This is a genomic window from Putridiphycobacter roseus, assembly GCF_003234935.1.
GTDB classification, from domain to species: domain Bacteria; phylum Bacteroidota; class Bacteroidia; order Flavobacteriales_D; family Crocinitomicaceae; genus Putridiphycobacter; species Putridiphycobacter roseus.
In genome coordinates this window covers 82,712-108,163 of record NZ_QKSB01000003.1, presented here as the reverse complement: position 1 = coordinate 108,163, position 25,452 = coordinate 82,712, and the positions used below count along the sequence as shown (strand labels likewise).

Genomic DNA, 25,452 nt, shown 5'->3' with positions numbered 1-25,452 from the left:
TTAATACTTTGTAATGGAATATAATGAAATAGAATTCAAAAAGCCTTCTTATAAGATTAAAGCACCATTGCGTGAGCACTTAAGACAATATTCTCGTTTAGAAAATTTGCCCATCACCTATGATGATCTTACACGTTACCAGGATCTGATTCCCATGAATGATATCCATGACAATCCCACCCTTTGGTATTCGGCATTGTACAATCAAAATGAACTTGATTTTTTAAAAGAACAATTAATCAAAGTATACGAACTACTGATTACTGATGGGGATAAAAACCCATATTCACGTATTGTAAGCATTGATTTTTGCTCTTTTGGTAATTCAAAACCATTTAGAATAAAAGTAGTCAATGAGGCAAATGATAACCATGATTATTTTTATATCAAACGTGCAGATGCTTCCCGTATTTACGGATTGGAAATAGAAGAGATATTTTCTCCAGACAAAATTTTATTTCTAGTCGATAACCAAACATTGGTGGAAGAACATATTGTTGGCGTTCCCTGTGACGAGTTTATATCGAAAAACAAGCACAATAAAATTAACAATCGTTTGCGTTTTGCGACGGAATTTGTAAAGTTTAATGAGCGTTGTTTCACTCGATTACTGGGAGATATGCGGGCTTACAATTTTGTTGTTGAAATCATACAGGACTTTGACACTATTCAATACCGTTTTCGACCAATTGATTTTGATCAGCAATGTTACGAAGGTAGAAAAAACATGTATTTACCGCAATTTTATGTTGACAATAGAGAGCTAGTAGAATTAGCCCAAGAACTATTGTCTATTGAGGTCGCAAACCAATACATGCGGGAAGAACGCGTAGCAATGAAAAAAAGGTATTTAACTAGAAAGCAAAGGACAAAAAGTTTATTTCGAAGAATGAAAAGAGATAATTTATCTACACCTGAAAATAGAAACAATTTAGCCAAAGAATTAAAAGCATACCATAATAATTATAGTGGATTTACTGACGGCATGAGTATGGGAGAGATATTAGTGAAACACATGGAATTAAAACTGGGGATTAAGTTTTTTGAATAGGCCTATCTAAATCTCTTGTTAATCTAATTTACCCATATAAAAAAAGGGCACCCATAAATGAGTGCCCTTTTTGTTAAAAAAAATATATTTGAGGCTTATACAACTTTTACGTTTACCGCGTTTAATCCTTTTTTTCCTTCTTGTAATTCGAATTCAACATTGTCACCATCTCTGATTTCATCAATTAAACCTGATACGTGTACAAAATGTTCTTTTCCATTTCCTTCTTCTTCAATAAATCCAAATCCTTTTGCATCATTGAAAAACTTTACTGTTCCTTTATTCATGTTGTTATATTGTTATTATGTCTAAAATAAGACAATTATGATGCCAAAGATACAATAAGGTTGTTTAGTTAAAATAATTTAATAGATGATTTACTAACAGTCAAATGTGCAAACCTGATAATACACCGTGAAATCGACCTTAAGTCCATCCATCAATAATAAAAAAGAAGGTTCCTTGTCTGCATCAAAATAGTTTAATCTTTTACTGCCCCTCATTTATATAGTCAAGTATAAATTCTTTATATATATGCTTCCTGATGGATAGTTGAAAAATATTATACGATTGCTACTTACAGATGAATGTAAAGTTTGGACCAAAAAAAAAGGACACTCATAAATGAATGTCCTTTTTGTTAAAAAAAATATATTTGAGGCTTATACAACTTTTACGTTTACCGCGTTTAATCCTTTTTTTCCTTCTTGTAATTCGAATTCAACATTGTCACCATCTCTGATTTCATCAATTAAACCTGATACGTGTACAAAATGTTCTTTTCCATTTCCTTCTTCTTCAATAAATCCAAATCCTTTTGCATCATTGAAAAACTTTACTGTTCCTTTATTCATGTTATTATTTGTTATGCTGTCTCAATTTAAGACAATTATTACCGCAAAGATACGCTTAATGCTTTGAATTAAAAAATATTTAACGAAATTTTTCTTTATTTTTTGTTAAATAAATGGAAAAGCCTAGTCATTTTTGTACCGTACAAATATATAAATCCAAATTGCACGCCCTAATCTTAGGGTTAAAGGAAAGAATATCAACATAGTTAATACTAAAGCTGCTGCCAAAAACCAGACATTTATATTAACCATAGTTACAGCAGCGATAATAAAAGGTGTGATAATAAGTACTATTATAGGATAAGAAGTCCACAAAGCACCAATCCAAAAACCAGGTTCTATCTCATATTTTTGTCCGCAATGGGCACAATGCTCTGGCATATCTAACATTTTAGAATACTTAAATAAGCCAGGGTTAGTAAATAAATCACCAGTTCTACAATGTGGACATTTGAGTTGTAGGATAGACTTTATAATGGACTTTTTTTTCATTTTTAATTAGAAATAGAGGAAATCTTTTTTTGAATTGAAGATCATTTACAAAATTATAAAATTCAACAGCATATTCCTATATTAATATGGATAAGAGGTAAACAATTTTACCGGAAGTTTTAGGTAATTGAGAAATAGATTAGAGCAAAAAAAAAAAGGATGCGATAACTATCAAAATATCGACAAAAAACTAGTAGACTAGATCATTGCCATCTGATGGTTATTGCATCCTTTTTAATTAATTTTAGTCTTCGTTATTAGTCCAAAATATTTTATTTTAAATTAAAAGCTTTTAAACTAAATCCTAAGAATATTCTAAATACCCCTACCATAATAAATGCAACAGCTGAAGTATATACGATACTCATACTACCAAATAAAGGGTTAGATATAATTAGGAAAGCAAAAATAATGGTGGCAATTCCAGCGATTAACATCCAGCCCCAATTTCTCATACCTACGGTCTTTAGTGGTATGGAAAGGCCTACTGCCATCATTCCTCTAAACATTAGCCAAAACCCAATATAAAAAGGTAAAATGGCCATAGTGATTAATGGATTAGAAATTAAAAGTATGCCTATAATCAAATCTAAAATACCTCCGGTAAGGTACCATCCCCACCCTACTGTCTGATTGCTATTAGCAACAGCAAAAGCAATTTCCATGATGCCGGAGGCAAAAATAAATATGCTAAATACCATGGTTAAGGTGACATAACTTTCGAGGGGGGTGCTAAAGACCCAAAATCCTAAAATGACATATAAAATGCCTAATAATACAGACATCCACCAATTTTTTACAGCAGATTGCATTGAATCAAATAATGATGTTCTCATAATTTAAGGTTTTAATTATTCTACATTATTTTTAAATAGGTCTTTTAAAGCAGTACCTAATTCTTTCATATCGTGATTGAATTCGCGTTCAAATTCTTTTTCACTTTCCTTTGCAGCTTCATCAAAATCAATTGCTTCTTCTTTAATTTTTTGATTTCTTTCCGCTATTTCCGCTTTTAATTCTTGATTTTTTTTCTCCAATTTATCCAGCGCAGCGTTTAATTTTTTACGTTGAGCATCATTTGCTTTCGCAATTTTTTCACGAAGCACCAAAATTTCAGCTTCCGTACTGCTAATTGCCAAGTCTGATTGCGTTTTAAATGTATCCCATTGCGCATTTACTGCGTTTTTCACTTCCAATTTGGCATCTTTATTGGCCCTTTTTAAATCACCTGTTACCTCTGACATGTCTTCTTTGGCATCTTTTAAGTCATTTTTTGACGCTTCCCCGCAACTGGTTAATAGCGTTCCTGCCATTAAACCTACCGTCATTATATATATAAATTGCTTTTTCATGATGTATTATTTTTTTTTAAAATTATTAGATATTTTAATCGATTATATCTTCGCCTAAAGCATCATGTAATCGATTTAATTTTTCTTCCTCTTTTTTAATCTTTTTAATCAATCTGTTTTTTCTAGTTGCATTTATCGTGTTTGCAACTGCATCTTTATAACGGTGAAGACGTGCTTCTAACTTTTTGATTCTGTTTTTTGTTTTCTCTTTAAGTAGCTCTACATCTGCTTTTCTTTTTGCTTCTAATTCTGCAATTTTCGCTTTTCTTTTTGCTTTTAATTCAGTAATTTTTGCGTTTATTTTTACTTTTTCAGTTGCAGTAGCATCCTTTAATTCGTCCCTTAAATCTTCAATATCATCTTCAAAGTCTTCAATTTGCTCATCTATATAGTTATAAAACTCTTCGTCTTCGTCTGTTCTAAACACATCTACGTTAAAACCTTTTAAGTATTCATCAATATAGATGGAACTATTTTCTCCTACTTCTGAAATAATAGTGATATCCCCTACTTTCATGCTATTTGTAACCTCCTTAACAAACTCATCTTCCATGTCGTACTCGCTGACATCAAGCATGGCTCCAGCGGCAGTACCAGAAATCATTCCCACAACAAAACCTATTGGTCCTGCAATTGCACCAACTAATCCGCCAAGTGCCATTCCAGTAAAAGTTCGCCATATTGGACCTTCTGCTTTGTCCTCTAAAATATCAAAATCGTCATTCGCCTTTTTGCGAATAATCATATGATCATACAGCGTGATGTCGCCATAAGCATCTAACTCTTTCATTTTATGTAAAGCTTCAATTGCTTTTCCTTCTTCTTTAAAAGAAACTACGATAATATTTGCCATTTTATTTTTGTTTTAAAAATTATATTTATTATTTAATTCTCCGCCTAATTAATCACTAAATTTCAGCTTATTAAACTATTTCCTTTTAATAATTAGGATGTTTAATTTGCGCTTTTTCTCCAGATTGAAAAATTTATTTTACGGTCGTATTTTGTGACTTATTAGTCGGACTGTCAGCTGTTTTTGCGGTATCATTTTGTTCTTTCTTGAAAAAGTTTGCAAATGCATGCCCTAAATTATCCAAATCACTTCCAAACTTGGTTTTAAACTGGTTCCAGTCTTCCTTCCCTTCCATTTTATAATCTTCCAACCTTTTTTTCAAGTCGGTATTCTTTTGGTTTAACGCTTCAATTTTCTTTTGATACTCCGCTTTTACTTCTTTTTTCTCCTCCGCAATTCTTTGATTGAAATTGATGATACTTTGTTTGTTCGCGTCAATTTTATCATTGACTTCTTTTTTGAAATTTTCCATTTTATTTTTTTTTTAAATTAGTAATTATCCTTTTTCAAAGTGTTTTTTAACAAAAGCGACTTCTTCATTATCAGTCATTTTATCCGCCGCTTCAATGTCTATTATTATCCCTTTAAAATGAGTATCCTTATTTAAGAAGTTATGCAATTCCACTTTGGCTTTTGTTGGTCCAAAAAGCAATACATGATCATACTTTAAAATTTCTGCCGCAATTTTTTTATAATAAGCTTCATGCATTTGCTGTTCTTTATTGTGCATTACATTTTCACTTTTTTTGATGGTCTCCTCTTTTACACTATCCGTAAAATCGGAAGTAATAACCTGGTTATTACTTTTTGTTTTTAAGTCTATTAAATGAGCGTTTGAATGATCCATCCAAATGCCTAAATTGTTTTTTGTTTCCGTCATGATTTATTTTTTTTATTTATTATTTCTACGCCCAACTATGGTTTCAATGGCCGCTTTCATTTTATGAATTGCTCCTAAAACGGCAAGATCAATAGAATTAGCTTGACTACTAACTGCAATCGGTTGCTTTCCTTCTAATCTTGCTTCCAATAAACAAGACATATCGTCCAACCCTTTTTTATCCCCATTTTCATCCTTTAAATGAACTTCAATGCGGGTAATGTTAGATTCGAATCTTTCTAACGCTTTTGCAATTTGTGTAGATTGTATTTTTTTTTGTTCGCCATTCCATTGTATGGTCTTATCTGTATTTATTTCAATGAGCATAATTTCGATATTTGTTTACTTTAAGCTTTACTACTTAAAATGGTATATTATTGCTTTGAATTATACGTCAAATTTAGTCCCAATTAAGCATTGTCGAAATGACCCAGGTCAGCAACAATATATTTTTTTAAAAAAGTTAAAATAATCCATGAATCGCACGTTAAAAACATATTTAACAATATGTTAATACAGACTCTTTTTTATCCTTAATAAGAATAGATTTAAAGTAATATCTATGCATAATTTTGCATAAAAAAAAGGCATGACTTATATATAAATCATGCCTTTTTATAGACGCTTTCATCAGTCTTCGCAACGATAATGATAGCTTATGCCGATAAGTAATTTTACTTAAAATTCACTATCCTGCGATTCAAATTTATTTTAAAAAATCGGGTGCATTATAGGCTGGATTAGGATACTTATAAAACCCTTCTCCGGTAGATACGCCTAATTTATTTTTATCGATATAGTTTTCTTTAAAGTATGCTACCGTTTTAATTTTTAATGGATCTTTAGTGCGCTCCGCTGTCATTTTATTAATGTTGTAAGCGGTAGTTACACCAACCACATCCAAAATCCCGAAAGGTCCGAGTGGTGCTCCAGTAGCCTTCATCCATGTTTTATCTATAGTGGGTGCATCTGCTACTTCGTTCACCAATAAATCTGTAGCTGCTGACAATAAAGGCACCAATAAAGAATTAAGAATATAACCAGGTTGTTCTTTATGCAACGGTAAAGCCAGCATGCCAATTTCTTTTGCAAAACTAACTACATCATTAAATACATTAGGATCTGTGCCCGCATGTCCCATTATTTCAGCTGTATTGTGCAACCATATTGTATTGGCAAAATGCAAGGCTAAAAATTTTGCAGGTCGACCGGTATACTCAGCAAATTGACTGGGTAAAAGTGTAGAAGAATTTGTTGCAAAAACTGTTTTCTCAGGGGCTACTTTTGCAAGTTTTTCATAAAACTCAATTTTAATTTTAGGGTTTTCGGGTACTGCTTCTATTAATAAATCCGCATCTTTTACTGCTTCTGCCAAATTGGAATTATAGCTTAAGTTCTTTTTTGTCTTATCTAATTGTTCTTGCGTTGCATTTAAGTCTGCTTTAAAAGCAGCACTCATAGTTTCAAACTTTGCCTTTGCTTTTTCTAAAACAGCATCATTAATGTCGTAAACAGTGACATTAAAACCATGAAAAGCCGCTTGAAAAGCTATTTGGTATCCTAAAACACCACTACCTGCTATCGTAATATTATTGTATTTCATTTTAATTGTTTTAATCTATTATTTTAAAGAAAAAATAAATGGTTACTAAAATTACATGTATTTAGATAAGAAACGAAAGAAATCTTTTTTAAGATCGTTATAGATTTGTCTTTGCGCTTCCATACGTTCTCTAAACTGTAAGTGTTTTTTCACTAAAGCTGGATCCATCACATCTTCCCCTTTGGCATCATGTGCACTCATGCTACTTTCATGTACATTAATGTCGTGTTGTAAATTGTCTATCACTTCTCCATGTCTAATGAATAAGTTTTGAAAATGTTCTAATTCAGCCAAAACATCTGTATCCGTCCATCTTGCTGCCAATTCAGCTATTCTGTTTTTATAACTTTTTAATTCGTCTTCCCAAAAAGATAGCTCGCTGCTCCATTGGTTATGTTCAAAATGTAAATCTGAATTGTAAATTACTGGTTCTACCATGATATTTTATATTTATAAAATTAGTATTTATTTTATTTATTGTCCACTTATAATAGAATAAGTTAAACTTCTTTTTGGAGATAGTTACGCGCTAGCTTAAAGCTTTCCGGTCACATTCTCAATAATTCCTTAGGTTCAGCCAATATTTTGATTTTATCACCATGCAAAGCTATTGGTTGTTTCATAATTTCTGGATTTTTTCTTATCATCTTAATCCAGTCATCAGAGGAAAAAGTATGTTGTTCAAATTGTGTTTTATAAGCCGGATGCTCTTGGTTGACTAAATCTTTAATTTCCAAACCTAAGCCTTTAGCTATCTCTGCTAATTGTGTGCCTGTTGGTGGATTTTTTAAGATGTCAAATTCTTGTACAGGTATTCCTTCCACTTTAGCATAAGCTAAAGCTTGTTTTGCCCTTGCTGAATTTGAATTATAATACAAAATGATTTCTTTATTTGATGTGGCTATTTCTCCCATTTTATTTTTTATTTTGATGTGTTTCAATGTGATGTTTCAATATGGATTTCAAACTCTTGAGATAATCCTCCATGGCTTCCTTATCAATATCTGGATGACTACTTGTGGGAATAGTCATAGGGTTTTCATCAATAAACCGATATAACTCGGGATAGTTCGACTCTATATTAAGGGTGAGTTGAGAAACCTCGGTCAATATTTTATTTAATTTATTCATGTCCTCTTAGATGTGATTCAAGCATCAAAATTACAGGGTTATTCTATAGATAGAAATGACCTAGGTCAGTTGGGAATAAAAACAAGAATAAAAAAAATAACCATCTGGATTAAAACATTTAACCTTTAACACGCGCCATCTATTTATGTAAAAAACACTTGCATGACGCAGGTCATTTCAAACGGGAATACCTATCTGTAAATTTGTTTTATATACAATTAAAAAGCAAAAAGATGAAAAAGATTCTATGCGCCACCGATTATTCAGAAAATGCAGAAGTGGCATTAAAATATGCATATGCTATAAGCAAAAAATTACAAGCAAAATTAGTAGTAACCCATGTATTTGATTACCCAACTATATTAGGAACTATCATTGAGGAGGAATCATTCCCCTTGCTAGAGAAAGATACACTAAAACAACAACAAACTAAGTTGGAAACCTATTGCATGGCACATTTAGGGACTGACTTAAAGGAGAATCATGTAGAAATTTCGGTGTTAGATGACAAATCTGTGCTTCATGGTTTAATTTCAAAAATAGATGAAATTCATGCATTTATGGTTGTTGTAGGCATGAAAGGAGCAACTATATCGAGAGAATTAATTATGGGTAGCGTTACAAAGCAACTCATTGATAAAGCTAATTCTTTAGTAGTTGCAGTACCAAGTTGTGCTAATTATAAAGCCATTGAAACCATTGTTTATGCCACCGACTTTGAAACTGACAAAGACATTGAAGTGATTCAAAAATTAACCGGTTTAGCAAATGCTTTTGATGCTACCATCAAGGTAGTACATATATCAACAGAAAAAGGATATTCAGACGCCACACAAATGGGTTGGTTTGAAACAAAATTAAAAGAAAAAGTAAAATATGATAAAATATCCTTTAAAGTGATTGTATCTGAAACTGTTTTTGAATCGCTTAAAGATTACTTGGATAATGTGGAAGCAGATATGGTAGTAATGTTAGAGAGAAAAGAAAAAGGAATTTTTAAAAAAATATTCCACCAAGACTTGGTTAAAAAAATGGAAATTTATGGCAAAATACCATTGGTTAGTTTTAATGAAGAAAACTTTGGAATGTTTGACTTTATCAACTTAAAATAAAAAATATGGCACGTAGAATTTATGTATTATTGATTATAGCTGCATTATTAATGGGGATTTACCTGTATAGTGTTAAAGAAATGCAGAGTAATAACTTTTTGATTGGAATGGCCACTTTCCTTTTTATGCTTTTTAGTATGGGAGTGCATGGTTTTTTGGCCCATTCATTAAAACCAAGTACCAAAGGTGGAATAATTATTTATCCAGTACTTATGGGGGTACTTTATGGACTGATGTTTTTCTTATTTGTATTTTTTATTCTCCCGGTATTCTGCAATGAATACCCAAAAGTATTATAATTTGTAAAAATTAAAATATTTACAAAAAAAAGAAGGTGTTTTTTAAAACACCTTCTTTTTTTATATACTAACAATACTAAAATGAGGATCACATAGGTGTCACGCTAGAAATCTATTCATCATACTAACCTGTAACTTTCCAACAATAGAAAGATCGATATCTGCGTTAAGTATCACTAAGCCATAACCCATTTTTGAGAGTTTACAATCTCGAATCAATTCATTATTTCGATAACTGAATACCGGCTTAAAATGCTGACGAATTTCTAATCCAGAAGACCTAGTTACTTTCATAGCTTTTATAATTGCTGCCGAAATTTGAGCTGGAGCTAATCCTTGGTCTAGTAAATCACTTGCTAGAAATTTCATTCCCAAACTATAATAAGAGTCAAAAAAAGAATCCATAGCATCTGATCTATCATACTCTTTTCTATAAATTAATAATTCCATGGTGTAATTTTTTATATTATTTTTAAAAACTGGTAAACAATAAGCTTATTACCTAGTTTACCAGTTTGTATTATCTCAACTAATTGAAAATCTATTAATAAAACTTTGTTTAATTGTTTTTCTAGCATCCGCCAATAGCTTTTCGACCTTTTGGATACTTGTATTTTTTATGACAGCTATTTCTGACGGTTTAAACTCTTGTATGGTAGATAAATAAAAAGTTTCCTGCAATAGAGATGGTAATTTTTCTAACACCATATTGATGTGTCTATTGATATCCTCCTCTTTTAACTCTTTATCTAATTTTTCAATGAGTGGTTTTTCATCCTCTTCAATAAACACTTTATTGAGTACATAATCGTTATGGTTGTATGATCTATCATCAAATTCTTCAATCATCTTTAAATCACCGCCAGCATCTATGCTGTAGTTTTCCTCCATTTCATCCCATTCGGGTTTTGTATATTTATCAATATTTTTAAAGTAAAGTTCATCAAACTCTTCTTCCTCCATAGCATCCTCTAACAATTCGTTCGTTTTTTTAAACAGCCACAAATAAAAATCTTTCGATTTTTCAATCTCTTCAATATGGTCATAAACTTCAATGAAAAGTTGGTCTATAAAATCATCTGCTTTGTATTTCCCTATAGGAAAGTGACCTTTTTTGATGGCAGCATGCAGTCTCTCACCAATATACCCTCTAACTGTAGGCAGTATTTTTAAAAGTTGCTCATTAAAAGAAGCCTGGTCGCCAGCTTCTTTATGTTTTAAGAGACTAGGCACCTTGTTTTCTATATAAACACGGAATTCGTTAAGACTTTGGTAATTTGTGATAGGCTGGTTCATCTTTCAGTATTTTTTTAAATATTAATACGTAAAAGTGCAACTATCTTAAAACAGAGGAAATGACTTAGGTCATTCCAGGCAATATTTATGTATTAAATAATCGTATTCTATTGTAAATTACGCGGTAATTCTAAAATATAAAAACTAGTAATGTGACTATCCTATATGGCTCTTAAAACAGTATTTTTATTTTACGTATAGATGGTTTAGATTAAAAAGAGTTAAAATAAAAAAAATCGACTTCTTTACATGGTTCTTTAATTGAAACAAGAGATATGTTCAAGTGCTTGTTTATTCCGTATTAAAATTCGACTATTGGCACCAATATCAATCAACCCTTCTTCCTTAAACTTGGTTAACATTCTTATGGCTGTTTCTGTAGCTGTTCCAATTATACCTGCAAGGTCATCCCTGTGAATGGAAATCGTTTCATCTTCATTATTGGACAATATTCCTTTTTCTTGCAATTTTAACAATGTTTTTGCTAATTTTTGACGAACCGTAGCAAACGCCATACTAACTACTTTGTCTTGCATTTCGACTAAATTATTAGATATTAAACTGATAAACTTACTTGACACGGCATGATTTCCATAGAGTAATTTTATAAAGTCTTTTTTAGGTATTTTATGCACCTGTGCATCTTCCATTACAGTAGCCGTTTCGGTATACACCCCTTGGTCGGTAATTAAGGCCAGTTGCCCCAGGAAATCACCAGAATTATATAATCCTGTCACAAACTCTTTTCCTGATTCTGTAGTTCGGTAAGTTTTTATAGTGCCATTTTCGATAAAAAAAAGCGTATTGGCCACGCTTCCTTCACTAAAAATATTTTCTGATTTTTTGAACCGTGTGGCATCAAAGGATTTTAATATTTTTTCTAACCCTAAATAATCAGATGCTTTTTCTAGAAAGTCATTTAAACCTACAGCATTTTTTGAGAATTCTTTTTTTAGAAATGCATTTTTATTCAAGCGAGATTCAATGGATTCTATTAATTCATGTTCTTCAAATGGTTTAGTAAGATAGTCATCCGCTCCCAAATTCATTCCTTTTCTCATATCTGACTTCTCCGCTTTTGCCGTTAAGAAAACAAATGGAATACACTTGGTATTTTCCTGCGTTTGCAACGCTTCTAAAACACCATAACCGTCAAGTTCTGGCATCATAATATCACAAATAATTACATCTGGAAGAAATTCCAATGCTTTTTCAACCCCTATTCTACCATTTTCAGCAGTTTCCACCTCGTAATTGGCCAATAATAATAAATCAGCTGTATTTTCACGTACTACTTCATTGTCTTCAATTACTAATACTTTTTTCATCTTTTTACTTTAATGGTAACTTCAAAACAAAGGTCGTTCCTTCATTTATTTTACTTTTAAAACTAATGCTGCCCTGCAACAGTTCGGTGTAGGATTTAACAATATTCAACCCCAATCCTGTCCCTTCAATATTGCTTACATTTTTAGCGCGATAAAAACGCTCAAACATATTTTTTTGTTCATTTTCGGGAATACCTATACCTTGGTCCGTGACTTCGATAAACAAATATAATTCATCTCCATAAATATTTAAAACAATAGACTTATTTTCAGAAGAGTATTTAATGGCATTAGACAATAGATTAATTAAAATGTGGTGTAGAATTTTAGGATCTAAAACTATATATTTCTCCTTAAAATCGCTTATCAAATTTATGGACTGACCATTCTTCTTAGTGGGTTTAATTTCTGTAATTATCGCTTTAGAAAAAGCAATGATGTCTAAAGCTTCTAATTGGCGATCTACCTTTTTTTCTTCTAATTTACTAATGGATAAAAAGTCATTTAGAATGGTTACTAAATTTTTAACATTGGATTTAATTTGGTCCACATATTTCTCCCGTTTCTCCTCTTTTCCTGCGTCATTTTGTTTTTTTATTAAAATTGCGGAAGTATTAATAGCAGCTAAAGGCGTTCTAAACTCATGAGAAGCCATTGAAATAAATCGAGATTTTAATTCATTTAGTTCTTTTTCTTTCTGTAAAGTTTTTCGAATGTCTTTTTCAATCTTTTTTTGAGCCGAAATATTATTGTGCACCAATAATACTTCCACAACATTTTTTTCCTTATTTAAAAGTGGGGTAGTATTTACCAAATAATTTCTCTCTTGAAAGTTAATTTCAAAAGAACAATGTTCTCCTTTTAAAGTTTTTAAGACATAGTTTTCGACTAGTTTTTTTATGCTTTTAGGCACGCCGACCACTTGACTTATTTTGATTTTATTATGAATGTATTCCCTAAATCCTAATTCCGCTAATTCTTCCCCTTGAATGAATTGAATACTTAAATTCGCATCTATCACGGCAATAAATCCTTTTGGAAAGTTTTCAGCAATTCCAGTTAATATTTCCTGGCTTTTAATAAGCATACTTTTAGCAGACTTGGAGATATTTATTTGGTTTTCCAAACTTGTATTACTATGCTCTAATTGTCCAACAACTTTCTTCAATGCCAATGTTCGTTTTGCAACTTTTTCTTCTAAACTTTCAGCATATTGTTTCAACTGTAACTTACTATAATCCAACTCTATTCTACTGTTGTTTTGTTCTATAGCTACACTTGCCAACTGTACCATATCTGCAATCACATCATTTTCCACATCACTTGGATATGAATTGGACTTACTATAGATTGCAAGCGTACCCAATACTTTTTTAGAAGAAGAAAAAAGAGGGAAAGACCAACAAGCTTTTATACCATTTTGATTGGCCAATTCTTTATAGTTTCCCCAATTAGGATCTATAGCAACCTCTGCTATAATTACATCTTTTTTAAGATAGGCTGCAGCACCACAAGAACCTTGGTTTGGTCCAATTACAATGCCCTCAATTGCTTTAGTAAATTCTTTTGGTAGGTTTGGCGAAGCTAATAAATGTAATGTTTGCTCGCTTTCATTTAATACAGATATGGAAGCAATACAGTTTTCCATGGTATTTTCTAAAATTCGAACAATTTTCCGACTAATATACACAATAGGCTCGTGCTGAATAATCATCTCTAATACATGCTTAACTTTTTCTTTTAATAATTCTTCTTTTTTACGCTTAGTTACATCATTTTGAATACCCACAATATGGGTTACTTTATGGTCATCACTAAATATAGGAGTTAAGGTAACTTCGTTCCAAAATAAGGTACCATCCTTTTTGTAATTCCGCAGTACAACTCTACAAGGATTACCTTCTTTAATGGAAGTATTCATGATTTTGATTTGGTCTTGATCCAAATCATTTTCCTGCAAAAATCGAGGGTTTTGTCCCAATATTTCATCTTTAGAGTAACCTGTAATTTTTACGATACTGTCGTTGGCGTAAATTATCGGATAATCTTTTTGTCTCGCATCTGCAATCACAAAGCCGTTAACTGCAGATTCAAGTGCTTTATTTCTAATATACAATGTGTTTTCTAGTTCTTTTTCACTAGAAATATTCCGAATAATAATCAAAAAATTATCAATTTCTGTTTTTACAATCCTAGCCTCAAAATGATTCAATTGCCCGTTAATAGTATTGGAATACTTAATAATTTGTACTGATTTCGTTGTATGACAATTTTCGAATGCCGCCATCATTTTTTTATAGAGCGCCTTCGGTAAAATTTCTCTGGCGTTTTTTCCAATTAAAGCTGACTTTCTAGATAAGAATAGATTCTTTTCTTGTGTTTGCACATCTAAATAATCCCCTTTTCTATTTAACACTAAAATTGAATCTGGTAAAGCCTTAATAATCGCCTTGTTTCTTGCCTTAGATTCAAATAATTTATTTTCAGCTTCTTTTGTATGTGAAATATCCGAAATAAATCCTTCTAGCATTATTTCTTTTCCTGCTTTATCATATACATCTTGTCCTTGCTCCCATACATGTTTTATATTACCCGCTTTATCCTTTATCCTGTATTCTAAACTGTAAGGGATTTTAAGTTTAATGGCTTCTTCAATTTTGTTCCAGACCATCTCCTTATCTTCTTTCAGGATAAGTTGACCAAAATGAATATTTTTGTCTATAAACTCTTGCGCAGGATAACCAGTAATTAAACTACAACTATCATTAATGTATTGCATTTCCCAATTCCGATTATTATGGCAACGATATACGATACCATGCAAATTATTAATCAGGGTGTTAAATTTTCGATTACTCTCTATCGTTGCTAGTTGTGCCTCTTTTATAGCAGTGATATCTTGTATGGTTCCCATTAGAAAATTAGCTTTTCCATGAAGACCGCAAACCGCTCTTATTTTACCAGATAAATACCTTATACTATTATCTGGTCTAGAGATCCTAGTTTCATAACTCTGTGGTTTCAAATCTTTAATGATATCCTGTAATATTTTTTCAATTTTATCTCTATCCAAAGGATGTGTAAAATCATAAATATTGTCTCCATTAAGTCGGATATCTCCCGGTATTAAACCATAAATCCGATAAAATTCATCCGACCAATTTCTTTCATTTGTTTCTAAATTCCAAGTCCAACTTCCAACTTCAGCTATGCTTTGAACTTCTAACAATTCAAACCTACTGTCTTTAGCTGTTTTTAAATCTAATAACCGTTTTGAATTATCACTAATATGGGCAATAATAACAGGTTGATTATTATGCACGGCATGATTTAGTGAAGCGTCAAAAGAAAAGGTTTCCCCGCTTTTATTTAATCCCCATAACGCTTTCTTACCTTTCCGCAGTTCTCTTTTTGAATTCCCTATGTTTTTTTCTATATAACTAGTATAACTTGCTCTAAATTTAACGGCAATTAATTTTTCAATATGGTTATTTATCAATTCTTTTGGCTCGTAACCAAATACATGTGCTGCAGTTGTATTTATTTTTTGAATAACACCATGAGATGCAATTACTAAAATACCTTCTGGTGAAGATTCAAATATATTTTGAAATAAATCCTTCTCTTTCATTATCTACAAGCTATAATTTTAATTAACATCAAGTAACTTATTATTGGTTAAATTGGCCGCACATCCATTTTCCTTAATTTAGGTAAACTGTCTGGATAATTATTTCCGATAAACGCAATCAATTCCTCTCTTACACTACATCTTAAATCCCAGACATCTGATGGGTTTTTTGCACTAAATGTTGCCCTTAACTCCATCACTTTATGGTCTGTTTTTGTAACTAGTAATTTGGCTACATTGCCATCCCACTTATTTTGTTTACTTAAAATTAGTAATAATTCTTTTCTTATTGCTTCCACGGGTAAAGAGTAATCGACGTACAAGAACACGGTGCCTATAATATCGGTTGAATTAAAGGTCCAATTGACAAAAGTATGGTCGTTAAAATAACTAAGCGGGATGACTAAAGTTCGCCAATCCCATAGCTTAACGACCACATTAGTTAGGGTTATATCTTCCACTTGACCAAACTCACCTTCAATTACAACTTCATCATCAATTTTGATAGACTGTGTAAAGGCGATTTGAAAACCAGTAATTAGATTAGCAATAGATTTTTGAGCAGCTACACCGACTATAATCCCTATAACACCCGCAGAGGTCAAAATGGTAGTTCCAACTTTTTTTACGGCTGGAATATTCCATAATATAGCGGCAACCGCCAAAGTGATGATGACTATAAATGCAAGACTTTTTAAAAATCTTAACTGTGTCAGTACTTTTCGTTCTTTCACTTTATAACTTCCTTCAATCTGAAATTTTTCTCTTACCACTACTTCTACACCTTGTATAAATGCAATTAGTATCCATGTAAAGTTGATGATCACAAAGGCTTCAATTACTTTTTTCCAAAATACGCTAATCTCAAAACTTGTCAAAGAGCCGTATACAAATAAAAATGGTAGAAAAAATCTTGTCGGTACTTTTAAGTGTTTGATGATTTCACTCTTTAAAACGGAAGGGTTTCTCCGATTACCAAACCTTAAAATTCTAAATATCAACCATTGTAAAAACAAGCCAATACCTATTAAAACTAGAAGAGACAAAACATTTTTAAGCCATGGTTCCTTAACAGGAAACAAAAGGAAGAGCATATCCATAATAATTTTTAAATGACGTAAATACTTACTTTTATTTTTATTCTTGCAAATTTATGGTGCTTGTTGTAACTTAAATATATTAATAAAGTTGACAAATTCTACATTCATTTTACACTTTATAGTCTGTAGCCTCCAAAAGTAATAGATTGAATATGGTTTAATTATGACCAATATCATAAATAAATCTAATATTCATTAAAATTAAGAATTTAGCGACCTTTTAATCATTTATTCCCTTCAAAATCATACAGATAAAATAAACATGGTTTACAGAGTTAGTAAAGTACGCAAAACATTAAACCTAAGCAGCACCAGTATTTCCGTATTAATTATTCATACTATGCGTAAATAATTATTGGCTGACTTAGGTCATTTGAGGGCGCTGTGTAACTTGCTACATTTGTTTATCAATTAATAATAAAGATAAAAAAATGGAACCATTAGAAACAAAAACGGAAGCAACTGCAATCCCAAGAATTGGCGACAATGCACCCGCATTTAAAGCAGTAACTACACAAGGAGATATTAATTTCCCTAGTGATTATTCGGGTGAATGGGTTATTTTATTTTCTCATCCAGCAGATTTCACACCAGTATGTACTTCTGAGTTCATTACTTTTGCTCATTTAGAAGACAAGTTTAAAAAAGCAAACTGTAACTTGGTTGGCTTATCCATTGATGGCCTTCATAGTCACATTGCATGGTTACGAACCATAAAGGAAAAAATTGAATATAAAGGAATGAAAGATGTTGAAGTGAAATTCCCTTTAATTGAAGATATTTCAATGGAAGTTGCTAAGAAATACGGAATGGTTCAACCAGGAGAGAGTAAAACGCAGGCAGTAAGGGCTGTATTTTTTATCGACCCTAAAGGAATTGTAAGGGCTTTAATATATTACCCATTGAGTTTAGGTAGAAATTTTGATGAAATCTATAGAGCATTAATTGCCATGCAAACAGCCGACGAATTCAATGTCGCTACCCCTGCAGACTGGAATCCTGGTGATGACGTGATTATTTCACCAGCTGGTACTTGTGGCGTTGCGGAAGAGAGAATGACTTCAACAGAAGGGCTTGATTGTAAGGATTGGTTTTTCTGTACTAAAAAGTTAAGTAAAGACACTGTTTTGAATGCCCTTCTAAAAAAGTAAGTCATAAACCAGACCTATACTATTTATACTTCTGATTTAAGTAAGTATTAATGAAGATACGAAAAAGGCAGTAAAAACATATTAAACAGTTTTTGCTGCCTTTTTACTTTTGTCTTTCGGCTATCTCCCCTCTTTTTTATACTTACAATACCTTTTATATATGGCTTTGTTATACAAGGTAATCAATAGTAATTATCACTATTATCCTTTATTAAGACCAGCAACCGAATATCTCCAAACCATTAATATATTTAACTAATTAATATATTGTTAATACCTATTACCTAAAGTTATGCTATTGACAACCTGAAAATAGAAATTGTTTGGTAATAGCTTTAAATTTAACTGGTTTAATTTACCCAAAGATTTATCGTGTTAAATCAGTTAAAAAAACTAAAAAGATGACTTCAATCATTAAATTAGAATTCATTTTTAGTAACTTTAATGCATAAAAACAAAGACAATGAAAAACGTAGTATTGGTAGATTTTACCTCAGAATCAATTGAAGCATTAAACTATGCGGTTGGTTTTTCTAAAGCCACAAGTGGAAAATTAGAAATTTTAAATGTTTCAGATGGTACTTATGATGTAAGTATTTTACAACAGCTTGAAGACTTAAAAAGCAGATTCTCTGATGAGACATTTGAAGTGGAAGTCGTTGAACTTGCAGGTAATGTAGAACCAGCTCTACAGGCTTATATTAATGACGATAAAATTGGTTTTGTTTTTAGTGGAACACACGAATTAAAACTAATGGAGCAGTTTTTTTCTAGTAGGGCTTTACATTTATTAAATGAAGTTAAAGCCAATTTTATTTTTGTGCCACATAACCTAAAAGAATACCACAAAATTGGCAAAGTATTGTTACCAATTTTAGAAGAAAAAAAGTCGGTACAAAACATTGAAGAATTACGTTACCTACACCAATATATGGATTTTGAAGTTGTATTAGGAACTTATAAATCATCTGAAGAAGTAGTGAAACAAAATTTAATTGTTGCTGCAAAATTACTGAGCAATGCAGGTATTAAATATTCTGAATTAACTTTAGGTAATGATGAAGCTACTTTAAAAAACCAATTGACCGATATCGCCAAATTAGGGAAAGCAGATTTGATTTCTATTGTTAACCTTACGGAAGAAAATCTATTTAACAAGAAAGAAAAAACTTTTGTGGAAGATTTGATTAGAAACAAAGAAGGATTACCAATTTTAGTGATTCAAAATAAAAATGTATCCACTTTTAGTGGCTTCCATACAAGTGGCGGTTACTAATTCTGAAGTTTATTAGGTGATTTCTAAGTATAGAAAATATACAAGAGATCACCTTTTTTATATGTACAGCATTATACCTAACAACCAAGGTATGTTCCATTATATATTGGGTGTATTTATTCTTCTTATACCCGCTTACCAATGAATTAAAGCGACTTGAAATACTTCAAGTTGACTTATAATTGTCACCAGTCTTTATATTTTACAGGGTAAATTCAAAAAGACTTAAACTTATTTTATTTAAAAAAAAGAATAACATAAACATGTAATTCAATTTAGTTTATGCTATTTTTAACATGAACATTTAAAAAAGACTAAATGAAAAATGTAGTACTATTAGATTTTACCACTGAATCCATAGAAGCGCTAAATTACGCGGTAGGTTTTTCGAAAGTAATAAATGGTAAACTAGATATATTAAATGTTTCAGATGGTGCCTATGACCTTGAAACAGAACAGCGACTTTTAGAAATTCAAGATGAGTTTACCAGTGACACCATGGACATAAACATTGTCGAATTAATCGGTCATGTTGAAACCACTATTAAAGAATATGTAAATGCCGATAATATTGGATTTGTGATTGCTGGAACACATGAATTAAAGTTAATGGAACATTATTTTACCAGTCGAACTTTACATTTGATGAACCAAGTAAAAGCAAACTTTTTATTTGTACCACATAATTTAAAAGCCTTTCACCCTATTAACAAGGTATTATTACCTATTCTAGAAGATAAAAAATCCTTGCAAAATATTGAAGAATTAAAATACCTACAGCATTATATGAAATTTGAGGTGGTATTGGGAAGTTATAAATCAACGAATAAAGAAGTCATTCAAAACCTTATAGTCGCTTCAAAATTACTGGCAAGTGCAGGTATAAAATATTCGGAGTTGACCTTAGGAAAAAATGAAAATACATTGAAAGAGCAACTCACCGACTTGGCATCATTAGGTAAAGCAAATTTAATTTCAATTGTCAACCTAACGGAAGAATATATTTTCAATTTTAAAGAAAAAAGTTTTGTAGAAGAGTTGATTAGAAATGAGGAAGGATTTCCAGTACTCGTTATTCAAAATCAAAACCTATCACAATATAGTAGTTTCCACACCATGGGAGGCTAATAATAAAATTAGTTATATAATAAAAGGTGATTTACAATAGTCCATCACCTTTATTATATTTGTTTATATTATTCATTTGCGGACTTTGTCTTCCGCTTAAGCTTTGACTTTTGGCTCAAAATTAGCTTCGAACTCTGCTTCATTTATATAAAAACGGTGTTTAGTCTGTCTGTTTAGAAAAATGTGACGTTCTTCAAATTCTTTTCCCTTACCAACGGCTAACAATTTACATTTTCCTTTGTAAGCAAAACTTTTATTATTGAATTGGGAATCTTCCTTTAATTGAAAACCTATATTTTCAAATCTTGGTTGTGCCCAATCTATTTGATACTCTTGGTCATTTTCATCTAAAAAAAATATCTTCTGTTTATCTTCTATCTCCTTGGTAATTTGCTTGACTAGTATTTCCATAATTGATTTAATTTGTTGTGTATATAAATGCCATTTACAAATAAAAATTACATCTCAAATACACCCTATTAATAGCTGTCACAAGATTAATCATTTATTAGCTGATAGCAAAAAAAAAGGTCTCTCAAAATGAGAGACCTTTTAAATAAAAAATTATATGCTTTGGTTTAAAGTACTGATACTTTTACCGCGTTTAATCCTTTTTTTCCTTCTTCAAGTTCAAATTCAACTTTGTCTCCTTCTCTAATTTCATCCACTAATCCTGAGATATGTACAAAATGTTCTTGTTCTGATTCGTCTTCAAGAATAAATCCAAATCCTTTGGTTTCATTGAAAAACTTTACTGTTCCTTTATTCATTGCTTTAAATTGTTTTGCAACCTTAGTGTTACAAATATGGCGCAAAGGTAAACTAGTTAATTGTATTTGGTACAATAATTTCAAATTATTAATTTTTTTATATAATACTTATTCCGAATAAAAGTAAAATACCGTATGCACTATAGTTTATTTATGCCATTTCTCAACACAAATTTAATCCAGTAGATTTTCAGGAAGAATTTAATAATAATTATAGTCCCTGTAAATCATCTTTCACACTATTTAACTGGGTGCAATTCGGTACCATTTCTTGCGCATACATAAATCCTTCTTCCCACCAAGTAGTCATTTCTTGTGGATTAAAAATTAAGGGGGTTTCAGTCAGGACTCTCGGTAAATGAAAAAATCGTAATTGTACATCTTTTTGATTGGCTTTTAATTTCCCTATGGCTAAATCGTTTTGTGAGATTTGATCCATCATGTGGAATATCACTTTTAATGAAGTTGAAAAAGCATTGGTGGATGGCAAACTATTGCGCACCATTTGTTGTGTTTCTAAAACAATAACATCAATAGAAGTCGCTCCCTTATCTATTGCAGTTTGTATTGGAGCATATGCACTAAATCCACCATCAGCATATTCAAAGCCGTTTTTCTCCATTAAACTCATAAACGGAACATAATTTGAAGAAGCCCAAATCCAATCAATAAAATCATTGTACTCACAGTCAAAATTACTCTTCAATTCTTTTTTATAGGTGCTTAAATTTGAAACCGTAACCAATACTTCCTTATTTTGGCTTTTAAGCGCTTCAAATTCCTCTAGTGTAAATATGTTTTTAATTAATTTACGTAAATTTTTACTTTCACCAAAAGTTTTTCGTTTTCTGAAAAAGGTACGCAATACATTAAAATGATTAATGGTAACTTCCACATGTCCTCCCACTGTTTTAGTCCAAAATGGATTAATATTGAAAATATCTTTTTGCTTGACATTGGTAAAAGCATTTTTTATTTTATCTACCTTACCTAAAGCCAGATGATTAATCAATAAACTCCCTGTACTTGACCCAACATATATATCGTAGTCACCGTCACATTCTTTAATCAAATACTCCGCTACCCCACCTGCGAATGCTCCTTTACTGCCGCCTCCTGAAATTACCAATGCTTTCATACTGTTAAAATTATCCAATAAAAATCTACTTATTTTAATTCCTGGTGTAATTTACGTTTTACTATACTTAATTTCGTAAAATAATTCATTAATAAATATTTCATGATTAAGAAATTTCCAATTTTTATATTGTTTTTGTGCGGCATTGTTTTGATTAGTTGTAAAAACTCAAAACAAGAAAAAGTAATTTATTTAGTAAGACATGCCGAAAAAGATTTAAACGATACCAGCGATAATCCGCCTTTAACTGCTGCAGGTGTAAAAAGAGCGCAAGATTTAGCCAAACTGTTAAATGAAGAAGATTTTAAGGGTATTTATTCCACTAAATTTCAAAGAAATATAAATACTGTTTTGCCTTTGGCAATCTTAAATGAACTCGAAATTAAAACCTATGAATGGCATAATTGGCAATCCATGTTACACGAAATTATGGACCAAAATAAAGGAACTTATATAATTTGTGGTCACGGAGATAACATTTTACCTATGATCGAAGATTTAGGAATAAAAAAACAATTACCGCCATTAGGCAAACTAGAGTACAATAAGCTTTACAAAGTAACCATGTCTAAGGACAGTACAACCATTGAAATCATCCAATTTTAGACCAAAAAAAAAGGAACCATTAAAAGGCTCCTTTTTTTAAATAAAATGTATTTATTGAATAGTAAACCTAACTGGTAAAACATATTCTTTTTCTGGAGTTTCAGACTTATGAATATCTTGTAAAGGCATGTTTTTTACAACTTCCATGGCCGCTTGATTTAAAGTATTGGATATTCCTTTTTGTATTTGGATGTTTTCAGCTTTTCCATTTTTATCAATTTGAAACGACACAAAAACAACACCAGTCTCCTTGTTTGTAATTGCAGCCGTAGGATAGGTTAAATTTTCACTCACCCAAGTAAATAATTTTGACTTAACTGGTTTTACATTTCCAGCAGAAGCTGTAATTGGTAATACAAAGGCAATGGCGATTAATAATACTAGCTTTTTCATAATTAATTTTTTTACGTTCAATTATGGGACGCCCTTAGGTTCCTAAAAGTTACAATAGCGGATAAAAAAAACATCCACACCGTATAACACCTTTTAAAACAAGCGATTAATCTTCTTTCGTATTATTCTTAAGGTAATCGGCCAATACCTTTTCAATTAATTCTTCTTTTGTTAAATGGTGGAAAACTGTTTTTATTTCTGATTTTAATTTATCATCCACCTCATGATTCGGCTTTGTCTTAAAAATTTTCTTTGCCCATAATAAAGCATTGTTTTCTGCGATACTTTGCGCATCTGCTTTTTCCATGGCTTTAAATTCAATCCCTAATTCCAATTCAAATTCTGCAATATCTTTAATTTCATCTGCTTGAATAACGGTTAAAGCTAATCCATTTTTACCTGCTCTTGCTGTTCGTCCACTTCTGTGTACATAAGCATCAAAAGTATCTGGTAAATGATAATTCACCACAAAATCTAAATCTTTGACATCAATTCCCCTTGCCACTAAATCGGTTGCAATTAATATATCAATATGACTATTTCTAAATTGCTCCATAATTCTATCCCTAATTTTCTGGGTGAGACTACCATGCATTGCTCCAGAAGAAAATTTATTAATGGCTAAGTTTTTACCTAATTTATTTACTGCTGCTTTGGTTCTGCAAAATATAATACCCCTTTCCCCTGCTCTACTATTTAAAAAATGCATTAAAACATCTAATTTTTCAATTGGCTCAACCACTACATACTGATGATCAACAGCTTGATGACCTACAGTTTCCATTTCAACTTCTACCTCAATAACATTTTTACTCAAATAGTTTTGAATCATTTGTTTTACCGCACCCGACATGGTAGCAGTAAATAAAAAAGTTCTTCTTTTTTTAGTAAGTAAAGCTTTTATTTTTCCTAACTCTTCATGAAAAGTACTGATCATTTCATCCGCCTCATCCAGCACTAAATAATCAACATCTGCTACTTTAATCACCTCTTGGTCTACCAAATCTAATAGTCGTCCCGGAGTAGCCACTATAATATGAACTGGTTTTTTGAATTGTTCTTTTTGAGCCTTAACCGAAGAACCACCGCTTACTAAAGCTATGGATAAATCATTTACTTCACGCCCAATTTCACTCAATTGTTTATGAATCTGTTGTGCCAATTCTCTGGTTGGTACCAATATTATTGCTTGCAATTCCTTTTTAGAAGGATCTACCAATTGCATCAATGGCAAACCAAAAGCAGCTGTTTTTCCAGAACCCGTTTTAGCTAAACCAACTAAATCTTCCGTTTGGTTTAATGCCAATGGAATTATTTTTAATTGAATACCAGTAGGTCTAGTGATATTTAATATATTTAAACCTTGAAGCAGTGCGTTATTGATTCCTAATTGCGAAAATGTGGTAGCCATAAAATACTTTTCAGCAAAGATAGTTACTCTTTTTATAGGGAAGCGCCTGTAAGTAGTGCATTTATCATATTTTTACTGAAAAAGCACCATTCTTACTAACTTATACCTACCTTTGCGCAAAATTTTGAAGCATACATTGCAATGAAAAGAATTAATGAATACAAAAAAATGTTTGAAGTTCAGCCAGATACGGATTTGAAACAATTAAAAACAACCTACAGAGGTTTGGTTAAACAATGGCACCCAGACAAGTTTCAAGACGAAGAAAAGAAGGCACAAGCAGAAATTCAAAGTCAAAACATTATAGATGCTTACCATTTTTTAGTAAGTATTGCCCCTGAAACAAAAGCAGCTAATTTAGAAGAATACACTAAAACTACAACCGTTGTAGGTATTTCTGATTTTAACTTAAAAAAGTCTGTTTTAGAAGTTACCTTTTTAGATGGTTCTATGTATGAGTACTTTGGTGTTTCTCAAAGTGTATTTCAAAAAATGTGCAATACAGATAAACTAATGCGATTTGCAAAAAGAAGTATCTTCAACTCTTACCTATACAGAAAAGCAAAAAACGAAGTACCTCAAACGGTATAAGTTTTA

The 25,452-nt window shown here is 31.4% G+C and carries 31 protein-coding genes; 8 read left to right on the top strand and 23 right to left on the bottom strand.

The annotated features are described in order from the left end of the window. The first annotated feature begins 13 nt into the window (after positions 1-13). Positions 14-1,051, top strand: a complete 1,038-nt coding sequence (locus tag DNU06_RS06845) for a hypothetical protein (protein ID WP_111062499.1) — start codon at positions 14-16, stop codon at positions 1,049-1,051. Positions 1,052-1,146: 95 nt separating this feature from the next. Here the strand turns inward: DNU06_RS06845 and DNU06_RS06840 are convergent, their stop codons facing one another. From DNU06_RS06840 to DNU06_RS06780, 13 genes are all read right to left on the bottom strand, one after another. Beyond that, the gene (locus DNU06_RS06840) at positions 1,147-1,338 is read right to left on the bottom strand and encodes a cold-shock protein (RefSeq protein ID WP_111062498.1); all 192 of its coding nucleotides are present in this window, start codon (positions 1,336-1,338) and stop codon (positions 1,147-1,149) included. Positions 1,339-1,713: 375 nt separating this feature from the next. Then, complete coding sequence (locus DNU06_RS06835; RefSeq protein ID WP_111062498.1) at positions 1,714-1,905, bottom strand: cold-shock protein; 192 nt, start codon at positions 1,903-1,905, stop codon at positions 1,714-1,716. A 123-nt stretch (positions 1,906-2,028) separates the two neighbouring features. Continuing rightward, a complete protein-coding gene (locus DNU06_RS06830) occupies positions 2,029-2,397 on the bottom strand; it encodes a DUF983 domain-containing protein (protein ID WP_111062497.1) in 369 nt (122 codons plus the stop codon). A 272-nt stretch (positions 2,398-2,669) separates the two neighbouring features. Beyond that, complete coding sequence (locus DNU06_RS06825; RefSeq protein WP_111062496.1) at positions 2,670-3,233, bottom strand: HdeD family acid-resistance protein; 564 nt, start codon at positions 3,231-3,233, stop codon at positions 2,670-2,672. Between the two features lie 15 nt (positions 3,234-3,248). Next, positions 3,249-3,749, bottom strand: coding sequence for a hypothetical protein (locus DNU06_RS06820; protein WP_146239171.1), 501 nt, complete (start codon positions 3,747-3,749; stop codon positions 3,249-3,251). Positions 3,750-3,783: 34 nt separating this feature from the next. After that, positions 3,784-4,602: a DUF1269 domain-containing protein gene (locus DNU06_RS06815; protein WP_111062494.1), complete on the bottom strand. Its 819-nt coding sequence runs from the start codon at positions 4,600-4,602 to the stop codon at positions 3,784-3,786. Positions 4,603-4,735: 133 nt separating this feature from the next. After that, entirely contained in the window at positions 4,736-5,074 is a 339-nt protein-coding gene (locus DNU06_RS06810; RefSeq protein ID WP_111062493.1) for a sll1863 family stress response protein, read from the bottom strand. Between the two features lie 24 nt (positions 5,075-5,098). After that, the gene (locus tag DNU06_RS06805) at positions 5,099-5,482 is read right to left on the bottom strand and encodes a hypothetical protein (RefSeq protein WP_111062492.1); all 384 of its coding nucleotides are present in this window, start codon (positions 5,480-5,482) and stop codon (positions 5,099-5,101) included. A 12-nt stretch (positions 5,483-5,494) separates the two neighbouring features. Further along, positions 5,495-5,809, bottom strand: a complete 315-nt coding sequence (locus DNU06_RS06800; protein ID WP_111062491.1) for an HPF/RaiA family ribosome-associated protein — start codon at positions 5,807-5,809, stop codon at positions 5,495-5,497. 379 nt (positions 5,810-6,188) lie between these two features. Continuing rightward, positions 6,189-7,085 (bottom strand): 3-hydroxyacyl-CoA dehydrogenase, encoded by an 897-nt coding sequence (locus DNU06_RS06795; protein WP_111062490.1) that lies wholly within the window; start codon positions 7,083-7,085, stop codon positions 6,189-6,191. Between the two features lie 51 nt (positions 7,086-7,136). Continuing rightward, positions 7,137-7,523 carry a hypothetical protein gene (locus DNU06_RS06790; RefSeq protein ID WP_111062489.1) on the bottom strand — a complete coding sequence of 129 codons (387 nt, stop codon included), beginning with the start codon at positions 7,521-7,523 and terminating at the stop codon, positions 7,137-7,139. Positions 7,524-7,633: 110 nt separating this feature from the next. After that, positions 7,634-7,999, bottom strand: coding sequence for an arsenate reductase family protein (locus tag DNU06_RS06785; RefSeq protein ID WP_111062698.1), 366 nt, complete (start codon positions 7,997-7,999; stop codon positions 7,634-7,636). 1 nt (position 8,000) lies between these two features. Then, complete coding sequence (locus DNU06_RS06780) at positions 8,001-8,216, bottom strand: hypothetical protein (protein WP_111062488.1); 216 nt, start codon at positions 8,214-8,216, stop codon at positions 8,001-8,003. Between the two features lie 233 nt (positions 8,217-8,449). Between DNU06_RS06780 and DNU06_RS06775 the strand changes: the two genes are divergently transcribed. Both DNU06_RS06775 and DNU06_RS06770 read left to right on the top strand, forming a co-directional pair. Continuing rightward, positions 8,450-9,328 (top strand): universal stress protein, encoded by an 879-nt coding sequence (locus tag DNU06_RS06775; RefSeq protein WP_111062487.1) that lies wholly within the window; start codon positions 8,450-8,452, stop codon positions 9,326-9,328. Between the two features lie 5 nt (positions 9,329-9,333). Further along, entirely contained in the window at positions 9,334-9,627 is a 294-nt protein-coding gene (locus tag DNU06_RS06770) for a hypothetical protein (protein WP_111062486.1), read from the top strand. Positions 9,628-9,726: 99 nt separating this feature from the next. Here DNU06_RS06770 and DNU06_RS06765 read toward each other — a convergent pair whose 3' ends face one another. The 5 genes from DNU06_RS06765 to DNU06_RS06745 all read right to left on the bottom strand — a co-directional run bounded on the left by DNU06_RS06765 (position 9,727) and on the right by DNU06_RS06745 (position 16,982). Continuing rightward, on the bottom strand, positions 9,727-10,077 hold the full coding sequence (locus DNU06_RS06765) for a hypothetical protein (protein WP_111062485.1): 351 nt from the start codon (positions 10,075-10,077) through the stop codon (positions 9,727-9,729). Positions 10,078-10,152: 75 nt separating this feature from the next. Continuing rightward, complete coding sequence (locus tag DNU06_RS06760; protein WP_111062484.1) at positions 10,153-10,923, bottom strand: sigma-70 family RNA polymerase sigma factor; 771 nt, start codon at positions 10,921-10,923, stop codon at positions 10,153-10,155. Positions 10,924-11,180: 257 nt separating this feature from the next. Then, on the bottom strand, positions 11,181-12,251 hold the full coding sequence (locus tag DNU06_RS06755; RefSeq protein ID WP_111062483.1) for a response regulator: 1,071 nt from the start codon (positions 12,249-12,251) through the stop codon (positions 11,181-11,183). A 4-nt stretch (positions 12,252-12,255) separates the two neighbouring features. After that, on the bottom strand, positions 12,256-15,882 hold the full coding sequence (locus tag DNU06_RS06750; protein WP_111062482.1) for a PAS domain S-box protein: 3,627 nt from the start codon (positions 15,880-15,882) through the stop codon (positions 12,256-12,258). Positions 15,883-15,929: 47 nt separating this feature from the next. Beyond that, the gene (locus tag DNU06_RS06745) at positions 15,930-16,982 is read right to left on the bottom strand and encodes a mechanosensitive ion channel family protein (protein ID WP_111062481.1); all 1,053 of its coding nucleotides are present in this window, start codon (positions 16,980-16,982) and stop codon (positions 15,930-15,932) included. A 431-nt stretch (positions 16,983-17,413) separates the two neighbouring features. Between DNU06_RS06745 and DNU06_RS06740 the strand changes: the two genes are divergently transcribed. The 3 genes from DNU06_RS06740 to DNU06_RS06730 all read left to right on the top strand — a co-directional run bounded on the left by DNU06_RS06740 (position 17,414) and on the right by DNU06_RS06730 (position 20,537). After that, positions 17,414-18,133: a peroxiredoxin gene (locus DNU06_RS06740; RefSeq protein ID WP_111062480.1), complete on the top strand. Its 720-nt coding sequence runs from the start codon at positions 17,414-17,416 to the stop codon at positions 18,131-18,133. Positions 18,134-18,596: 463 nt separating this feature from the next. Then, complete coding sequence (locus DNU06_RS06735; RefSeq protein WP_111062479.1) at positions 18,597-19,409, top strand: universal stress protein; 813 nt, start codon at positions 18,597-18,599, stop codon at positions 19,407-19,409. Between the two features lie 318 nt (positions 19,410-19,727). Next, positions 19,728-20,537 carry a universal stress protein gene (locus DNU06_RS06730; RefSeq protein ID WP_111062478.1) on the top strand — a complete coding sequence of 270 codons (810 nt, stop codon included), beginning with the start codon at positions 19,728-19,730 and terminating at the stop codon, positions 20,535-20,537. Positions 20,538-20,633: 96 nt separating this feature from the next. Here DNU06_RS06730 and DNU06_RS06725 read toward each other — a convergent pair whose 3' ends face one another. The 3 genes from DNU06_RS06725 to DNU06_RS06715 form a co-directional block, all read right to left on the bottom strand. Further along, entirely contained in the window at positions 20,634-20,948 is a 315-nt protein-coding gene (locus tag DNU06_RS06725; RefSeq protein ID WP_111062477.1) for a hypothetical protein, read from the bottom strand. 167 nt (positions 20,949-21,115) lie between these two features. After that, positions 21,116-21,307 (bottom strand): cold-shock protein, encoded by a 192-nt coding sequence (locus DNU06_RS06720; protein ID WP_111062697.1) that lies wholly within the window; start codon positions 21,305-21,307, stop codon positions 21,116-21,118. 211 nt (positions 21,308-21,518) lie between these two features. After that, positions 21,519-22,445: a patatin-like phospholipase family protein gene (locus DNU06_RS06715; protein ID WP_111062476.1), complete on the bottom strand. Its 927-nt coding sequence runs from the start codon at positions 22,443-22,445 to the stop codon at positions 21,519-21,521. Positions 22,446-22,547: 102 nt separating this feature from the next. Here DNU06_RS06715 and DNU06_RS06710 point away from each other — a divergent pair, with 102 nt between their 5' ends. Further along, the gene (locus DNU06_RS06710) at positions 22,548-23,051 is read left to right on the top strand and encodes a histidine phosphatase family protein (protein ID WP_111062475.1); all 504 of its coding nucleotides are present in this window, start codon (positions 22,548-22,550) and stop codon (positions 23,049-23,051) included. 51 nt (positions 23,052-23,102) lie between these two features. On the opposite strand, the gene DNU06_RS06705 is transcribed toward DNU06_RS06710, so the two are convergent. Beyond that, complete coding sequence (locus DNU06_RS06705; RefSeq protein WP_111062474.1) at positions 23,103-23,444, bottom strand: energy transducer TonB; 342 nt, start codon at positions 23,442-23,444, stop codon at positions 23,103-23,105. 106 nt (positions 23,445-23,550) lie between these two features. Beyond that, positions 23,551-24,855, bottom strand: coding sequence for a DEAD/DEAH box helicase (locus DNU06_RS06700; protein WP_111062473.1), 1,305 nt, complete (start codon positions 24,853-24,855; stop codon positions 23,551-23,553). A 141-nt stretch (positions 24,856-24,996) separates the two neighbouring features. Here DNU06_RS06700 and DNU06_RS06695 point away from each other — a divergent pair, with 141 nt between their 5' ends. Beyond that, positions 24,997-25,446: a KTSC domain-containing protein gene (locus tag DNU06_RS06695; RefSeq protein ID WP_111062472.1), complete on the top strand. Its 450-nt coding sequence runs from the start codon at positions 24,997-24,999 to the stop codon at positions 25,444-25,446. The last annotated feature ends 6 nt before the right edge of the window (positions 25,447-25,452 follow it).

Coding starts and splice junctions, on each gene's coding strand:
- DNU06_RS06845 (WP_111062499.1), top strand. CDS start 14: ATGGAATATAATGAAATAGAATTCAAAAAGCCTTCTTATAAGATTAAA.
- DNU06_RS06840 (WP_111062498.1), bottom strand. CDS start 1,338: ATGAATAAAGGAACAGTAAAGTTTTTCAATGATGCAAAAGGATTTGGA.
- DNU06_RS06835 (WP_111062498.1), bottom strand. CDS start 1,905: ATGAATAAAGGAACAGTAAAGTTTTTCAATGATGCAAAAGGATTTGGA.
- DNU06_RS06830 (WP_111062497.1), bottom strand. CDS start 2,397: ATGAAAAAAAAGTCCATTATAAAGTCTATCCTACAACTCAAATGTCCA.
- DNU06_RS06825 (WP_111062496.1), bottom strand. CDS start 3,233: ATGAGAACATCATTATTTGATTCAATGCAATCTGCTGTAAAAAATTGG.
- DNU06_RS06820 (WP_146239171.1), bottom strand. CDS start 3,749: ATGAAAAAGCAATTTATATATATAATGACGGTAGGTTTAATGGCAGGA.
- DNU06_RS06815 (WP_111062494.1), bottom strand. CDS start 4,602: ATGGCAAATATTATCGTAGTTTCTTTTAAAGAAGAAGGAAAAGCAATT.
- DNU06_RS06810 (WP_111062493.1), bottom strand. CDS start 5,074: ATGGAAAATTTCAAAAAAGAAGTCAATGATAAAATTGACGCGAACAAA.
- DNU06_RS06805 (WP_111062492.1), bottom strand. CDS start 5,482: ATGACGGAAACAAAAAACAATTTAGGCATTTGGATGGATCATTCAAAC.
- DNU06_RS06800 (WP_111062491.1), bottom strand. CDS start 5,809: ATGCTCATTGAAATAAATACAGATAAGACCATACAATGGAATGGCGAA.
- DNU06_RS06795 (WP_111062490.1), bottom strand. CDS start 7,085: ATGAAATACAATAATATTACGATAGCAGGTAGTGGTGTTTTAGGATAC.
- DNU06_RS06790 (WP_111062489.1), bottom strand. CDS start 7,523: ATGGTAGAACCAGTAATTTACAATTCAGATTTACATTTTGAACATAAC.
- DNU06_RS06785 (WP_111062698.1), bottom strand. CDS start 7,999: ATGGGAGAAATAGCCACATCAAATAAAGAAATCATTTTGTATTATAAT.
- DNU06_RS06780 (WP_111062488.1), bottom strand. CDS start 8,216: ATGAATAAATTAAATAAAATATTGACCGAGGTTTCTCAACTCACCCTT.
- DNU06_RS06775 (WP_111062487.1), top strand. CDS start 8,450: ATGAAAAAGATTCTATGCGCCACCGATTATTCAGAAAATGCAGAAGTG.
- DNU06_RS06770 (WP_111062486.1), top strand. CDS start 9,334: ATGGCACGTAGAATTTATGTATTATTGATTATAGCTGCATTATTAATG.
- DNU06_RS06765 (WP_111062485.1), bottom strand. CDS start 10,077: ATGGAATTATTAATTTATAGAAAAGAGTATGATAGATCAGATGCTATG.
- DNU06_RS06760 (WP_111062484.1), bottom strand. CDS start 10,923: ATGAACCAGCCTATCACAAATTACCAAAGTCTTAACGAATTCCGTGTT.
- DNU06_RS06755 (WP_111062483.1), bottom strand. CDS start 12,251: ATGAAAAAAGTATTAGTAATTGAAGACAATGAAGTAGTACGTGAAAAT.
- DNU06_RS06750 (WP_111062482.1), bottom strand. CDS start 15,882: ATGAAAGAGAAGGATTTATTTCAAAATATATTTGAATCTTCACCAGAA.
- DNU06_RS06745 (WP_111062481.1), bottom strand. CDS start 16,982: ATGGATATGCTCTTCCTTTTGTTTCCTGTTAAGGAACCATGGCTTAAA.
- DNU06_RS06740 (WP_111062480.1), top strand. CDS start 17,414: ATGGAACCATTAGAAACAAAAACGGAAGCAACTGCAATCCCAAGAATT.
- DNU06_RS06735 (WP_111062479.1), top strand. CDS start 18,597: ATGAAAAACGTAGTATTGGTAGATTTTACCTCAGAATCAATTGAAGCA.
- DNU06_RS06730 (WP_111062478.1), top strand. CDS start 19,728: ATGAAAAATGTAGTACTATTAGATTTTACCACTGAATCCATAGAAGCG.
- DNU06_RS06725 (WP_111062477.1), bottom strand. CDS start 20,948: ATGGAAATACTAGTCAAGCAAATTACCAAGGAGATAGAAGATAAACAG.
- DNU06_RS06720 (WP_111062697.1), bottom strand. CDS start 21,307: ATGAATAAAGGAACAGTAAAGTTTTTCAATGAAACCAAAGGATTTGGA.
- DNU06_RS06715 (WP_111062476.1), bottom strand. CDS start 22,445: ATGAAAGCATTGGTAATTTCAGGAGGCGGCAGTAAAGGAGCATTCGCA.
- DNU06_RS06710 (WP_111062475.1), top strand. CDS start 22,548: ATGATTAAGAAATTTCCAATTTTTATATTGTTTTTGTGCGGCATTGTT.
- DNU06_RS06705 (WP_111062474.1), bottom strand. CDS start 23,444: ATGAAAAAGCTAGTATTATTAATCGCCATTGCCTTTGTATTACCAATT.
- DNU06_RS06700 (WP_111062473.1), bottom strand. CDS start 24,855: ATGGCTACCACATTTTCGCAATTAGGAATCAATAACGCACTGCTTCAA.
- DNU06_RS06695 (WP_111062472.1), top strand. CDS start 24,997: ATGAAAAGAATTAATGAATACAAAAAAATGTTTGAAGTTCAGCCAGAT.